Here is a 13,538-nt window from a genome sequence, read left to right as displayed (position 1 = left end):
CACTTCCACGGGCAGGCAGTCGGACGCGTGTTCTGTCGAGTTCCCGAGATGGAGGAAAACAGTGACGGATCATGACGTAACGGATCACGATGCGGCGGATGTCGACCTGCTGCGGAAGAAGGTCTCCGCGTTCGTCCGTGAACGCGTCTTCCCGTCCGAGTCGGATCTCGACGCGGGCGGTCCGAACGCCAGGGACCTTCGGGAGCGGCTACGCGTGGAGGCCCGTGAGTCCGGCCTGTGGGCGCTCCCCCTGCCGACCGAACTGGGCGGCGGCGGGCTGTCCTTGAGCGCCTACGCGGCGATCGCCGAGGCCGAAGGTGCCAGTGATCACGGTCCCGCGGCCCTCGGATCGGCGTCCCTCCTCGACGTGACCATGCTGTCGCGGCACGGATCCGCACGGGTGCGCGCGGAGTACCTGCGGCGCCTCGTCTCCGGCGACCTCCGTACCTGCTACGCGATGACGGAGCCGGACACGCCGGGGACCGAGCCCGCACTCACGACGACCCGGGCGGAGCGACGGCCCGGCGGCGGCCGGCGCGTCACGGGCCGGAAGTGGTTCGTGTCGAACGCGGGCGACGCGGACCTCGTGACCGTACTCGCCCGCACCAGCGGGTCGGCCGGAGACCGCACCGGACTCTCCCTGCTCCTCGTGCCGACCGACTCCCCCGGGTTCCGTATCGTGCGCGAGCTGCCGATCCTGGGCGCGACCGGTCAGTACGAGATCGAGTTCGACGGCGTCGAGGTCGACGAGGATCACCTCGTGGGCGACACCGGGCAAGCCCTGGCCGTCGCGGGCGAACGCCTCCAACTGGGGCGGACACTACGGGCGTTGCGGTGGCTCGGTCAGGCCCAGCGGGCCTTCGATCTCCTCTGTGACCGGGCCACGGCACGTCAGGGTGCACGGGGACCGCTCGCGGACCGCCAGCTCGTCCGACAGCACGTCTTCGAATGCTTGTTGGCACTGAGGACGGCACGGCCGCTCGTGTACGAGGCGATGGCCCTGGTCGCCGACGGACGCGACGCCCACGTGGAGGTCGGGCTGGCGAAGACGGCGGCGGCGCGCACCCTCCAGGAGGTCGGGGACCGGGCCATCCAGGTCTTCGGCGCGGCCGGCCTCGGCCCGGACACGCCCCTGCCGGCGCTGTTCCGTACGGGTCGCACGGCCCGCATCCTCGACGGGCCGGACGAGCAGCACGTCTCGTCCGTCGCCCGGCGCGTCCTGCGGAGCCGTCCGGGCTCCGCCGTCACACCCGCCTGAGGTCGACGCGGCCGACGAGGGCCGCCAGGCCGAGGGCCAGGAAGAAGTCACCCCAGACGAGTTCGTGGCGGACGGCCGTGCCGCTGCGGGCGTCGTAGCAGCCGTCGAGGAGCATCCCGGCCGGGCGCGGGCCGCCCGGCCGGGCGAGGTGGTCGTGGACGAGCCGGTGCAGGACGGCCTCCGCCCGGGACGCGCACGCTGTCGACCACGCGGCCCCGGGAACGAGCGCGAGCTTCAGGAGGGCGACCGCGGTGATGGCGGCGGCCGAGGTGTCGAGCGGGCCGTCCGCCCGGTCGGCGTCCGTCGGCGGGACCGGGGGGCCGACAAGCATCGCGCACTCCGCGAGGAGGAGTTCGGCCGCCCGAGTAAGCCGGTCCGTACGCCGGCACGGGGCGTCCGCGAGCAGCAGGGCGTCCGCGACGGCCAGGAGGAGCCACGCCTCACCCCGGGCCCAGCCGGGTGCGGGATCCGCTTCGGCCAGCCAGCCGTGCGCCTCGTCCCAGCGCCATGCCGGGCGGGGCCGCCCGCTGCCCTCGCCGGGCAGGCACAGGTCCAGGTGGCGGTGCAGGTGTGCGGCGGCCACCGTCTGGCCCTCGGGTCCGGCCGAGGCCAGCAGGGGTACGAGACCGGGGACGCCGTCCGTACGAGCCCGCAGCCGTGCGCCGCCGAGGGCCGCGCCCCACGGGACGAGGCCCAGTGCCGTGTCGAAGGCGCCGACGGCGGACTTCGCCGCACGCTCCCGCAGGCTTCTCGCCGTACCGTCCTCGCCGGCCAGGGCGGTGCCGTACCAGAGGATGAGGCCGCGGGTCGCGGTGTCCGCTTCGGCCCAGGGGGCGAGCCGGGCGGTGACGGCGGCAGCCGCCGTACGGTCCGCGTCGCTCCCGGTGTGGCCGGCCCGGAGCCACAGAAGTCCCGCCCAGAATCCGCCCGTCCACGATCCACGTCCTGTCGTCGTCCAACGACCGTCGGCCGGCTCGGCGTACAGGGGAAAGCGGTCACCCACCTGCTCCGAGGTCTCCCCCACGCGGCGGCACATGAGGTCGAGGGCTTCCTCGGCCCCACCCGTGGCGGTCATCGCGGACCGTCCGCGCGCGTACGGCGGTCCCGCACCGCCCAGGCGAGCGCGACGGCCCCCGCGACGGCGAACTCGACGGCGACCAGCGACCAGCCCTCCCCGTACCGCCCGCGCTCCGCGAGGAACCCGAACAGCGGTGGCCCCACGGCGAATCCGGCGAAGAAGCCGGCGGCGACCAGCGCGGAGTCCTGCCCCGCGCGGCCCGGGGCGGAGCGCTGCATCACCAGGACCATCGAGACGGCGTTGCCCGACACGGCGAAGACGCCCACCGCCACCGCTGCCACCCACACCAGCGGGCCGACGCGGACGGCGGCGGCCAGGAGCACGGCCGCGCCCACCGCTCCCCCGGCGAGCAGGCCCGGCAGCCACGGGGCCCGACCGGGTGTGGCGGCCCGGGACCAGCCGACGCGGCCGGCGATCCCCGCGACGCCGAGGACCGCGACCAGAGCGCCCGCCACCGTGGGCCCCATGCCGAGGCGTTGGGAGCCGAACAGGGCGAGGTAGGTGTTGACGGAGGCGATGCCCGCGCCGAGGAAGAGCGAGAAGGCGGCCAGCCAGGGCACGGGCCCACGGGGGCGGGACCGTGCCGGACCGCTCGCGGCCACCTTCGGCGGCGATGACGCGTCGGCCGGCAGTGTGCGCCAGGCCCACAGGGCAGCGAGGAGCGCCGCACCGGCAGCCACCCAGACCGCGCCCCGCCAGCCGATCGCGCTCGCGGCCACGGCGAGGGGCAGCCCGGCCACGAAGGCCCCCAGCTGGACACCGGACTGCTTGGCACCGGTGACCGCGCCCCTCTTCGGCGCGGGTACCGACACCAGGATCGCCTTGTTCGTCGCCGGGTTGGCGAGCGCCTGGGGCAGGCCGCCGAGCGCGACGGCCGCGAGCAGCAGACTGGAGCCGGGCGCGGCGCCGATCAGACCCAGTGCCACGGCCGAGAGGGCGAGCAGGGCCACGAGGGCCCGGCGGGGGCCGATGCGGTCGACGATCCGGCCGCCGGCGGGCGAGAGGACGGCTGCCGTGCCGAAGCCCACCGTGGTGGTCAGGCCCAGCACGGTCTCCGAGACACCGAGTCGGTCGACGAGGCGCGGGCCCAGCGCTCCGAGCAGGAAGAGCTGCATCATCGAGAAGGCCATGGCCGTCGTCAGGAGCGCGGTCAGTCCGCGGGCCGACCCCTCTCCGGCATCGGCAGGTGCCGCCTCGGTCGCCGTGCCCGCCCTCCTCACCACATGTCCCCTCCCCGCTTCGGCGAACGGACCGAACGCCGTCGCCTTCAGGGAGTCGTCGCGACCGTGCCGGAAGTTCCCGAGGCGCTCTTGTGGGACGTGTCACAGTCGCGTACTCATGTCCCGACAGGTCGAGGGGGCGGCCGCGGGACGGCCGTACCCGCCCTCATGCCTCCGGAGAGGGGTGCAAGGATGGGCGCGCCATGACACCAGGCCGATGTTCGCGAGGAGTGCGGGCCGCGATGTTCGCGGCCGTCTGTGTGCTGCTCGCTGCCACCGGTCACATCCTGATGTCGGGGCAGGGCGTGCCCGCCTGGACCCTCTCCCTCGCCTTCGCCGCCACCACGGCGGTCACCTGGGTCCTCGCGAGCCGCGAGCGCGGCCTCCTCGCCGTCACCGCGGCGAGCGTGGTCGTGCAGAGCGCGCTCCACACGGCCTTCTCCTGGTCCCAGCCGACGACGCCGATGCCGACGGCCGTGCCCATGTCCATGTCCATGCCGATGCCGATGGGCGACGTGCATGCGGCACACGCTCACATGTCGCACGCGGCCATGGGCCACGGGGACATGACCTCGTCCGTCGGCATGATCTCCGAGGCGCCGGCCGGGCACGACATGACAAACATGTCGGCATCCTTCGGCATGCTCTCGGCGCACCTCCTGGCCGCGCTCCTGAGCGGACTGTGGATGGCGTACGGCGAGCAGGCGGCGTTCCGTCTCCTGCGCGCCGCGTCCCTGCGGCTGTTCCGCCCCCTGTGTCCGCTGCTCGCGTCCTTCGTCCCCGCCGTGCGAAGCGGGCCTCGCTTCCGGCCGGTACGGGCCGGTGACGAGCGCGCTCCCCGGCAGCTCCTCCTCGCCCATTCGCTCATCTCCCGAGGTCCTCCCCAGGCACTCGCTGTCCTCTGACAGCCGGCTCCCCGAGCTCGACGGCTCAGTCCGTCCCTCGGGCATCGGTCATGCCGCTTCCGCTCGGTCGCTGCAGGCCGTACCAGTCACCGGCACGGCGCCGCCCTCATCCGCGCGCCCGGCCGGATTCCCTTTGCCTCGTAAGGACTTGTGGCGATGACTCCTGCCCACGACACCCTCACTCAGCGCCCGGCGAGACCAGCCCGCTCGGCACACGCGCCGGACGCGGACACCGACGCGGCGACGACACGGCTCGCGCTGGCCGCCCGGGACGGCGACCCGGCCAAGGCCGACCTCTTCGTACGCGCCCTGCACCGCGACGTCCGGCGCTATGTGACCTACCTCAGCGCCGACCGCCAGGCGGCCGACGATCTCACGCAGGAGGTCTTCCTCCGCGCGCTCGCCGCACTGCCCCGCTTCGAGGGGCGTTCCTCGGCCCGTACGTGGCTTCTGTCGATCGCCCGCCGGACGGTGGTCGACAGCCTGCGGCACGCGGCCGCCCGTCCACGTCTCTCCGACCGGGACGACTGGCAGACGGAGGCCGAACACACCCAGCCCCAGGGGCTGCCCGGCTTCGAGGACGGCATCGCGCTCGCCGAGCTCCTGGCCGCCATTCCGGCCGAGCGGAAGGAGGCCTTCGTCCTCACCCAGCTCCTGGGCCTGCCCTACGCCGAGGCAGCGGAGGCCATCGGCTGTCCCGTCGGCACGGTCCGCTCACGGGTGGCACGGGCCCGGACCTCCCTGGTCGCCCTGCTGCGGGGCGAGGAGGAGGCGGTGCGCCTGACGGAGTCCGTCCCGGGTGGCGACGCGCCGCCACGGAGACGGTTCACGCGGGCACCGGCGCTCGCCTGAACCCTGATGTCCCGTACGTGACGGGGCGGGATCACGGTGTCGTGCCGTGATCCCGCCCCGGGAACCGGACCACGCGTCCGTCCGACTCCTCCGGAAACACGGCCCGATCCCTCCGGTGCCGTACGACTCGCTCTGGAGAGGCCGCCGATGGACAAGCCACGAGAATCGTCGTCCCCCGCGCAAGCGACAGGGCGGTTCGCGTCACCGCCCGCCGTCCTCGGAGGATTTCTCCTGCTCCTGGCTCTGGTCTTCCTGGGGTCGTACGCGCTCGGAGTGGCCGTGGGACCGGTCGGCCCCCTCTCGGACTCGCCGTCCACGACGAGTCCGGCGCCCGACACGGGGCACTCGCACCACGGGGGCCACTCGTGACGCCCGCGTCGGCCTCGGCGGACTCCGTGACGACGGACCTGCTGATCGGCGGCATGACGTGCGCCGCGTGCGTCAACCGGGTCGAGAAGAAGCTCTCCCGAGGGGAGGGAGTCACCGCCGCGGTCAACCTGGCGACCGGACGCGCACGGGTGAGCCACCCCGCCGGCCTCCCCGTCGAGGAGCTGATCGCCACGGTCGAGAAGGCAGGCTACTCGGCGGCGCTTCCCGAGCCTCCGGTCGATCGGCGGTCGGCACCTGTCCAGGACGGGGAGGATGCGGAGCACCGACGGCTCGTGATCACGGCGGTACTCGCTCTGCCGGTACTGGTCCTGTCCATGGCTCCCGCCCTGCAGTTCCGCAACTGGCAGTGGTTGTGCTTCGTGCTGGCCACGCCGGTGGCCGCGTGGGGAGCATGGCCGTTCCACGTACGGGCGCTGCGCGGGATGCGCCACTCCACGTCGACCATGGATACGGGGGCGGCCCTTCGGGCGCTCGCCGGGCTGAGCGTCAAGGACGTGGCGGTGCGCGAGAAGGGTGGTGGCGAACGCCTCGTACCCCTTGAACGGTTGCGTGTCGGGCAGACGTTCCTCGTACGGCCTGGCGAGCGCGTCGCCACCGACGGCGAGGTGGTCGAGGGCCGGCCGTCGGCACCCTCGGCTTCTGGCTCGGGACCGGCCGAGACGTGCAGTCGGCGGTCACCGCCTGCGTGGCCGTCCTGGTCGTGGCATGTCCGTGCGCGCTGGGCCTGGCCACGCCGATGGCTCTCCTGGCCGCGACAGGACGGGGAGCCCAGCTCGGCGTCCTGGTCGGCGGCCCGAAGGCGCTGGAAGGGCTCCGGCACATCGACACCGTGGTGCTGGACAAGACGGGCACGCTGACCTCCGGTCGGATGGCCGTCGCGCGCGTCACCGTCGTCCCTGGTGGCGGTCTCGGCGAGGCGGCCGTCGTGAGGTACGCGGGGGCCATGGAGCAAGGTTCGGAGCATCCGCTGGGTCGGGCGGTCGTCGACCACGCGCGCGTGCACGCCGATACGGAGCTTCCCGACGTCGTCGACTTCCTCGCCCTCCCGGGACGAGGGGCGCGCGGCGTCGTCGACGGCCGGCTGGTGGAGGTCGGGGCGCCGGCGGGCGAGCTGCCGCCCGTCCTGGCCGACGCGCTGACGACGTCCGAAGCGGCTGCCCGTGCGCCGGTCCTGGTTCGCGTCGACGGCGATGCGGTGGCTCTCGTCGAGATCGGGGACGTGGTGCGTCCCGGTACCTACCGAGCCGTGGACGCCCTCCGCCGCCTCGGCGTGCGTCCCGTCCTGGCCACCGGAGACGCGAAGGCACCGGCCCTGGCCGTGGCCACCGACCTGGGCATCCGGGAAGTCCACGCCCGCTGCACTCCCGAGGAGAAGGCCTCTCTCATACGCACCCTGCGGGAACGGGGGCATCGGGTCGCGGTCGTGGGCGACGGCGTGAACGACGCCGCCGCGCTCGCCGGCGCGGACCTGGGCATCGCCGTGGGCAGTGGAACCGACGCCGCCATCGGTGCCTCGGACGTCACCCTCGTACGCCGATGCTCGGCCTGCTCAACCCGATGGCGGCGGCCGCGATGTCGGCGAGCTCGGTCCTGGTGGTGGGCAACAGCTTGCGGCTGCGTGCCTGGAGTCCTTCGGCACGGCGGCTCGGATCCCCTGACCCCGGCGACGACCGGCGGCCCGCGTCCGGGGACGTGGGCCGCCGGAGGGGGCTTGCCTCAGGCGGAAGGCGCGCCCGCGGCCACGCTCGGGCGTTCCAGCGCCCCGGCCTTCGCCGGGGCGACGAGGTCGGAGAACTGCTCCTCGCTCATCTGCACCTGCTGCCCGAAGTCGTCGGTGATGCGCACACGCCTCTCCTCGGGGGCGTCGGCGTCCACGAAGAGCTAGAGGCGTCATACGGTGCGACTCCCTGTTCCGCCCACCGCGGCACCACTCCTGACCGCCTCTTCCGTTCTGCCGCGATCCAGGCGAGCGCCGGGAACAGGGGCGGTCAGCCGGTCGGCAGCCCCAGTCCGTAGTAGGTGACGTCGTATCCGTCCACGTACCCCGCCTCGCCGCCGATGATCAGGTCGGTGGGATCGCTCGCGCCCGCCGCCCTGGCCGTGGCCACGAGCATCTCGGCGAGTGCGCGGCCCTTCGGTTCGCCGGGGCCGCCCGCGTCCACGCGCCATACCGGATCGTCGTCGCCGAAGACCGACGCCGTGTGCGGGAATTCGGCGACCGTGCCCCAGCCGAGTGCGGCCGGATCGACGTCGTCCGGGGCGAAAGAGGCGATCGAGAGCCGGTCGCCGCACACCACGTCGAAAAGGAGGGGCGCGCTCTGGCCGTTGCGCCCGTAGAACGGCATCGCGATCCGTACCCCCAGGGCGGTGGTCTCCGCGGGCAGCGCTCCCAGGAAGTCTCCCAGCGACCGGGTGACGGTCTCCCAGCTACGGGCGGTCCAGCCGCCCGGGAAGCCGAGGCCGACGTTGGCCTCGTCACGGTTGCTGCCGAAGAAGCCGCTGATCGCGTCCTCCTCGCCGTGCCCTTGACGCCAGAACCAGTTCTCCGCGGGGTCGGTGGGCTGCAGGACCAGCTCCGGCCCCGCCTTCCCGGCACGCAGTTCGAGCGTGTCCGGCCTGCCGCGCCAGCGCAGGAAGGGGGCGCCCCAGAGCGGCTCGCTGTCGTAGAAGGGGCCCATGTCACCGTGCGAGCCCATGATGGACGGCTTGCCCAGTGCGGCGGTCACTTCCTCCCTCGCGGCGCGGAAGGCCGCCGCCTGCGCCGCGGCGTCCGGCGCGGGAAGCGCCAGTGGGACCGCGAGCTCCACGTACGACTCGCCGTCGACGTAACGCTTCTCGTAATCGCCGACCGGGCGCAAGCGAGCATCGCCCGAGGACCGGCCAGTGATCCATACGGGCGCGTCCGACGTGCCGCCCCAGGCCCACCCCAGCTCGGCCGCCGCAGCCCTCACACCCTCCGGCGTCCAGCCGCCGGTGTCTACCGCGAGGAGCCGCCGGGCGAGCTCCCCGATGGATTCCTCTGCCGTGCTTCCCTGTTGTACGTTCATCGCGCCATCGTGCCGCATCGCGGGCTGGATCCTGCGATCCCCCCTGGCGGTCTGGCCAGCCGCCACCCAGCTCCCAGCGCAGGGCCCCACCCCGGGGCGAACCGGGGTGGGGCCCTTCCTGTTCGTGCTGCTCGTTCGGGCTACTCCTGGACGGTGCGGCGACGCCGCATCCACCACACCAGGGCCGCGCCGGTGGCGGCGATCGCCGCGGCGATGCCGGAGATCAGGCCGATCGGGGTGTCCGATCCGGTGTCGGCGAGGCCGCCGTCCGGGTCCGGCCGGTTCGCCGGGGGCGTCGCGCCCCCAGTGCCGCCGGTGTCACCGCTGCCGGGCTTGCTCGGGTGCGGGCCCGGCGACGTGGGCGGATCGGTCGGGTCGGTCGGATGGGGCGTCGGAGTCGGCGTCGGGTCGGGCTTCCCGTCATCCGTCACGGCGGCGCCGTTGCCGCCCAGGAGCGCGGTGTCGCTGTCGCGGGCGGAGGTCTCCGTGCGCACGGAATCCTTCGTCGCGCGGGGCAGTTCACGGTGCTGGGCGGTGAACTCGACACTGGTGATGTTCCGCTTGGGGACCTTCGCGAAGTCGACGCCACCGACGAAGAACGTGTAGATCCGGCCGTCGCCGAGGGGCCATTCGTAGGTGAATTCGCCCTTGGTGAAGGACTTCACCATCTCCTGCCACACGGTCCGCTTGTCCCAGTGGGCGTTCTCACCGCGCAGCGGCCACCGCTTCAGGTTGTTGCTGTTGATGAGGGGACGGAAGTCGGTGGCCTTCTTCGCGTCCTGCTGGCGGATCCACTCGGCCGCGACGCGGGACTTGTAGACGCGGCGCAGGTCGGCGTACTTGGGGTCGGTGTTGATCTGCTTCTCGACGTGCGGGACGAGGTACTGGGTGATCAGCCGGTGGCTGCGCTCCTTCTCCGCCTTGCTGAGCTTCTTCGAGCAGTCCTCTCCCTGTACGGGGGTGGAGAAGTCCATCGCCGCGTGGTTGACCTCCAGCGGGGCGTCGAGGATGTAGATCCCGCCGTCCTGCTCGCGGACCTTCGCCCGGCCGGGAACGATCCAGTTGCGTCCCGATCCCCAGCACGGCACCCCGTCGACCTTGGGGGCGGCGTCCATGAACTCCTTGCCCGGGGACTTCTTGGGGTCCATGGCGCGGGAGAAGTCCCGCTTCATCTCCATGTCGGCCACGAGGAGGACACGGCCGGCGTCGGTCTCACCGAACGCCTTGTCCATGATGGTGTCGGGCTGGTCGGGGTTGAGGTTCACCCACTGCCGGTCCGGGGTGAGCGCCAGCCACGTGAACAGGGCATCGGAGGCCAGTTCGAGCTTCGCCTGTCCGCCCCAGCCCGGGTTGTCGTCCTCATCGGGCATGAGGTCGGCCTTCATGGAGTAGTCCAGGGCCTTGCCCTTGACGGGGTTGCCGACGTACTGGAGCTCCAGGGTGGAGAAGTCCACCCCGCCCGGGCCCCGGCCGAGCGCGGACCGGGCGTTGTTCGCCAGGTACTGGTTCTGCAACTGCCGTGCCTGGGCCGGGTTCTGTCCCGACCCGTAGGCGATCGAGGCGCCCGGGCCCTGGGTGCCGCGGTTCGGCAGCGGGTTGAACACGTTGTACGTCTTCGTGTACTTCGTCTGCGGCCACTGGCCCTTCGCGGTCGCCCGGCGCTCCGCGATCCGGATCGGGTTGTTCCCGGTCCCCCGCTCCGTCCGCAGCTTGTCGTTCTCGGCCTTGTAGTCGCGGAGGGTGGCCCCGTTGGGCTTCTCCGACGTGAACATCGTCAGGCGGTGCCGGGTGAAGTCGTACTTCGCGTCCTTGTGCCGCAGGATGATCCTGTCGGCCCGGAGCTGGGCCGGCTTGCGCTTCCCGTCGGACTTGAACTCCCCCAGCTCACCGGTGCGCTGGTTGTAGGAGTCGTACCGCCGGGAGGCGATCTTCTTGCCGTCCTTGTCGAAGATCTCGATCGTGACCTCGCACAGCCAGTCGGGGCCGACCATGTTGAAGTCCTGAACCGCCTTGACCTCGAACACGCCCCCCTTCTGCTTGCTGACCTGCGCGCTGATCAGGTTGACCTTCCAGCCGGCGAACGGCTTGGGGTTGTTCGACTCGTTCCGATGCCGCTGATAGCGGGAGTAGATCGCTTTGCGCATGTCCTCCGGGTCCTTGGAGGCCGCGTACGCCTTGTCCCACTTGTCGATGTCCGCGCGGCTTCCCGTGACCTGCCCCAGCTCGGCCGCGGTGGGCGCGGGAACGTTCTCGAAGCCCTTGAACGCGTTGTTGTAGTAGTACTCCTCGTCCGGCCCGGACTTCGTCCAGTGGTGCTCCCCCGTGGGCGCACCCGAGTTGTTCGGCGTACGCGGGACGGTCCTCTTCAGGTGCATCTGATCGCACCGCTTGCCGCCGCTGATCTTCGCGTAGTCCCCGGGCGCGGCCGACGCCACGGACGGCAGGCCGACCAGCAGCACCGCCGCCGAGGAGACGACCGCCAGCGCGGCAGAGAGGCGCCTTTTCAGACGCTGTCGTATGGATGTGCTCACTTAGTGTCCCTGGTCGTGGGGGCCACGGGACTCAAGACTGCGAGGGCAGGCCGGACAAGGGGCCCCCGTATCGTGCCCGCTCCTGCCGACCCACCACACTAGGGGCCTTCAACTCCTCAGACACCACAGGTTGTTGACGATCCGTGTGATGACTCCGCGAAGATCCTGCGTGGGTGACGGCGCGGTTCGGTAGGTTCTGGCCATGACCACACCCCACGCCGACTACGACTCCACCCGCCACCCCGACCTCCTCGTCTGGCTCACCGATCGCCAGGCAGCCTTCGAAGCCTGGGCTCGGGAAGCCGGCGGCGTCGACAGGTTCGACTTCTCCGACGCCTCCCTCGATGCCCTGGAAGGCCTGGTCGAGGAGAGGTTCGCCGAGTCGGAGGAGATCACCGCACAGCGCCGCTCCCCCTTCGTCCAGGGTGCCGTGTGGTACGTCGGCGAGACCCTGCGCCGACGGCGCGGGGGCTGGGTGTGGAAGTTCGAACCGGACGTCACCTTCGGCGTGCTCCCGGCGTTCTACCCGACGGTCCCGGACCCCGCGTACCTGGACACCCCCTGCGTCGGCGCACCCGGCGCCGAGCCCGGCGAGAACTGGTACCCGCTGAACACGCTGCGTCGACTCCTCGCCACCGAGGACGAGTTCGACAACCCGATCGACGAACGGCTCGTCGGCATGATCGAAGGCTGGTACGACGAGGACGAGGAGGACGACGAGTAACCCGGCTCCCTCGGTGCGGTCGTCAGGCCGCGGCGGTCGCGCGCCGGATCGAGTCGAGCGTGCGCGCCACGTCGTCGTCGGTGGTCGACCAGTTGCTCACCGAGATCCGCATGACGCGTCTGCCGTGCCAGGCGGAGCCGCTGATCCACGCAGTGCCGTCGTCGAGCAGCCGGGCTAGTACCCGGTCGGTGCGTGCGTCGCTGCCGAACTCGGCGCAGACCTGCGTGAACACGACCTCGTTGAGGACGGTCGCGCCCTCGATCGCGGCGATGCCCGCGGCGAACGCGGAGGCATGACGACACAGCCGCTCGACGAGGTCGGAGACTCCTGATCGGCCGAGGGACCTGAGGGCGGCCCACACGGTGAACGCTCTGCCGCGCCGGGAGAGTTCGGGCACCTTGTCGATGGGGTCGCCGTGCTCGTGCTGGATGAGGTAGTCGCCACGCTGGCCCATCGCCGCCCGGACCGCGGACGCGTCGCGCACGATCGCGAGTCCGCAGTCGTAGGGGACGTTTAACGTCTTGTGCGCGTCCGTCGCCCAGGAGTCCGCGTCCGCGCAGCCCGCCGTCAGGTGGGCGTAGCCCGGCGAGGCGGCCGCCCACAGTCCGAACGCGCCGTCGACATGGACCCAGGCGCCTGCCTCGCGCGCCGCGCGGATGCTCGCTGCGAAGGGATCGAAGGCGCCGGAATGGATGTCGCCGGCCTGGAGGATCACGATCGTGGGGTCCTGTCCGCCGGCCGTCAGCGCCTTCCGCAGGGCCTCGGGCTCGATGCGTCCCTGATCGTCCGCCGCCACCAGCTCGGGCCGACCGAGCCCGAGGTAGCGCAAGGCCAGGTCGATGGCCATGTGACGGGACTCGCCGGCCACGACCCGCACGGGCGGGCCACCCGTGAGGCCGTCGCGGGCGACGTTCCAGCCGGTGCGCCGCAGCACCGTGTCCCGCCCGGCGGCGAGGCACGTGAAGTTCGCCATGGTCGCACCCGTGGTGAAGCCTACGGAGCTGTCACTCGGCAGGCCGAGCAGATCGAGCAACCAGGCGCCGGCGATCTCCTCCGCAGCCGCGTACGCGGGCGAGACGCTGCGCATCACACAATTCTGGTCCCATGCGCTGACCAGCCAGTCGGCAGCCAGCGCGGCCGGCTCGGTGCCGCCCACCACGAACCCGTAGAAGCGGCCGCTGGGGAAGGCGGTGAGCCCCGGCTCACAGGCCGTGGCCAGCAGGTCGACGACGTCGGCGGGAGTACCGGGACCGGCAGGCAGTTCGGTACCGAGCGCACGCACGACCTCGTCGACCGAGGCACGGGCGGGAATCCGGCGGTCGGACAGACTCGCCAGCCACCGGACAGCATGCTCGTACGCCTGTCGGAGCGCCGCCTCACGCGCGTCCATACTTCGGACTATGCGACCGTCACCGCCGCCCCGCAAGCCGACCGCGGACGGGCCGCAATGGGGCGACGACCCGCCGCGCCTGCGTGCGGGTGGTGAACTTCGCAGGCTTACCGCAGCTCTCCTGGTGCCCTGTGGGTCCTCGG

Annotated in this window: 9 protein-coding genes and 1 pseudogene; 5 read left to right on the top strand and 5 right to left on the bottom strand. The window is 72.2% G+C overall.

What is annotated here, in order from left to right; genetic code table 11:
- Nucleotides 1–61: 61 nt before the first annotated feature.
- Complete coding sequence (locus AB5J54_RS38030; RefSeq protein ID WP_369148517.1) at nucleotides 62–1,258, top strand: acyl-CoA dehydrogenase family protein; 1,197 nt, start codon at nucleotides 62–64, stop codon at nucleotides 1,256–1,258.
- Here AB5J54_RS38030 and AB5J54_RS38025 read toward each other — a convergent pair.
- On the bottom strand, nucleotides 1,245–2,333 hold the full coding sequence (locus AB5J54_RS38025; protein ID WP_369148516.1) for a sugar ABC transporter permease: 1,089 nt from the start codon (nucleotides 2,331–2,333) through the stop codon (nucleotides 1,245–1,247). The genes AB5J54_RS38030 and AB5J54_RS38025 overlap by 14 nt on opposite strands.
- The gene (locus AB5J54_RS38020; RefSeq protein WP_369149585.1) at nucleotides 2,330–3,556 is read right to left on the bottom strand and encodes a nitrate/nitrite transporter; all 1,227 of its coding nucleotides are present in this window, start codon (nucleotides 3,554–3,556) and stop codon (nucleotides 2,330–2,332) included. Before AB5J54_RS38020 ends, AB5J54_RS38025 begins: the two co-directional genes overlap by 4 nt.
- Nucleotides 3,557–3,798: 242 nt before the next feature.
- On the opposite strand from AB5J54_RS38020, the gene AB5J54_RS38015 reads away from it, so the two are divergent.
- The 3 genes and pseudogenes from AB5J54_RS38015 to AB5J54_RS38005 form a co-directional block, all read left to right on the top strand.
- Nucleotides 3,799–4,461 (top strand): hypothetical protein, encoded by a 663-nt coding sequence (locus AB5J54_RS38015; RefSeq protein WP_369148515.1) that lies wholly within the window; start codon nucleotides 3,799–3,801, stop codon nucleotides 4,459–4,461.
- A gap of 156 nt (nucleotides 4,462–4,617) precedes the next feature.
- A complete protein-coding gene (locus AB5J54_RS38010; RefSeq protein WP_369148513.1) occupies nucleotides 4,618–5,313 on the top strand; it encodes a sigma-70 family RNA polymerase sigma factor in 696 nt (231 codons plus the stop codon).
- A gap of 422 nt (nucleotides 5,314–5,735) precedes the next feature.
- Nucleotides 5,736–7,338: pseudogene (locus AB5J54_RS38005) on the top strand (heavy metal translocating P-type ATPase); the annotation flags it as partial.
- Nucleotides 7,339–7,691: 353 nt separating this feature from the next.
- On the opposite strand, the gene AB5J54_RS38000 reads toward AB5J54_RS38005, so the two are convergent.
- Both AB5J54_RS38000 and AB5J54_RS37995 read right to left on the bottom strand, forming a co-directional pair.
- A complete protein-coding gene (locus tag AB5J54_RS38000) occupies nucleotides 7,692–8,750 on the bottom strand; it encodes a hypothetical protein (RefSeq protein WP_369148512.1) in 1,059 nt (352 codons plus the stop codon).
- Between the two features lie 140 nt (nucleotides 8,751–8,890).
- Nucleotides 8,891–11,281, bottom strand: a complete 2,391-nt coding sequence (locus AB5J54_RS37995) for a hypothetical protein (protein ID WP_369148511.1) — start codon at nucleotides 11,279–11,281, stop codon at nucleotides 8,891–8,893.
- 202 nt (nucleotides 11,282–11,483) lie between these two features.
- Here AB5J54_RS37995 and AB5J54_RS37990 point away from each other — a divergent pair, with 202 nt between their 5' ends.
- Entirely contained in the window at nucleotides 11,484–12,005 is a 522-nt protein-coding gene (locus AB5J54_RS37990) for a hypothetical protein (RefSeq protein ID WP_369148510.1), read from the top strand.
- Between the two features lie 22 nt (nucleotides 12,006–12,027).
- Here AB5J54_RS37990 and AB5J54_RS37985 read toward each other — a convergent pair whose 3' ends face one another.
- On the bottom strand, nucleotides 12,028–13,395 hold the full coding sequence (locus AB5J54_RS37985) for an aspartate aminotransferase family protein (RefSeq protein ID WP_369148509.1): 1,368 nt from the start codon (nucleotides 13,393–13,395) through the stop codon (nucleotides 12,028–12,030).
- Nucleotides 13,396–13,538 lie beyond the last annotated feature (143 nt).

Source organism: Streptomyces sp. R44 (genome assembly GCF_041053105.1).
In the GTDB taxonomy this organism is placed as follows: domain Bacteria; phylum Actinomycetota; class Actinomycetes; order Streptomycetales; family Streptomycetaceae; genus Streptomyces.
Note: the sequence above shows the minus strand (reverse complement) of the source record. Positions and strands in the feature narration are given on the sequence as shown.

Coding starts and splice junctions, on each gene's coding strand:
- AB5J54_RS37985 (WP_369148509.1), bottom strand. CDS start 13,395: ATGGACGCGCGTGAGGCGGCGCTCCGACAGGCGTACGAGCATGCTGTC.
- AB5J54_RS38000 (WP_369148512.1), bottom strand. CDS start 8,750: ATGAACGTACAACAGGGAAGCACGGCAGAGGAATCCATCGGGGAGCTC.
- AB5J54_RS37990 (WP_369148510.1), top strand. CDS start 11,484: ATGACCACACCCCACGCCGACTACGACTCCACCCGCCACCCCGACCTC.
- AB5J54_RS38025 (WP_369148516.1), bottom strand. CDS start 2,333: ATGACCGCCACGGGTGGGGCCGAGGAAGCCCTCGACCTCATGTGCCGC.
- AB5J54_RS38015 (WP_369148515.1), top strand. CDS start 3,799: ATGTTCGCGGCCGTCTGTGTGCTGCTCGCTGCCACCGGTCACATCCTG.
- AB5J54_RS38010 (WP_369148513.1), top strand. CDS start 4,618: ATGACTCCTGCCCACGACACCCTCACTCAGCGCCCGGCGAGACCAGCC.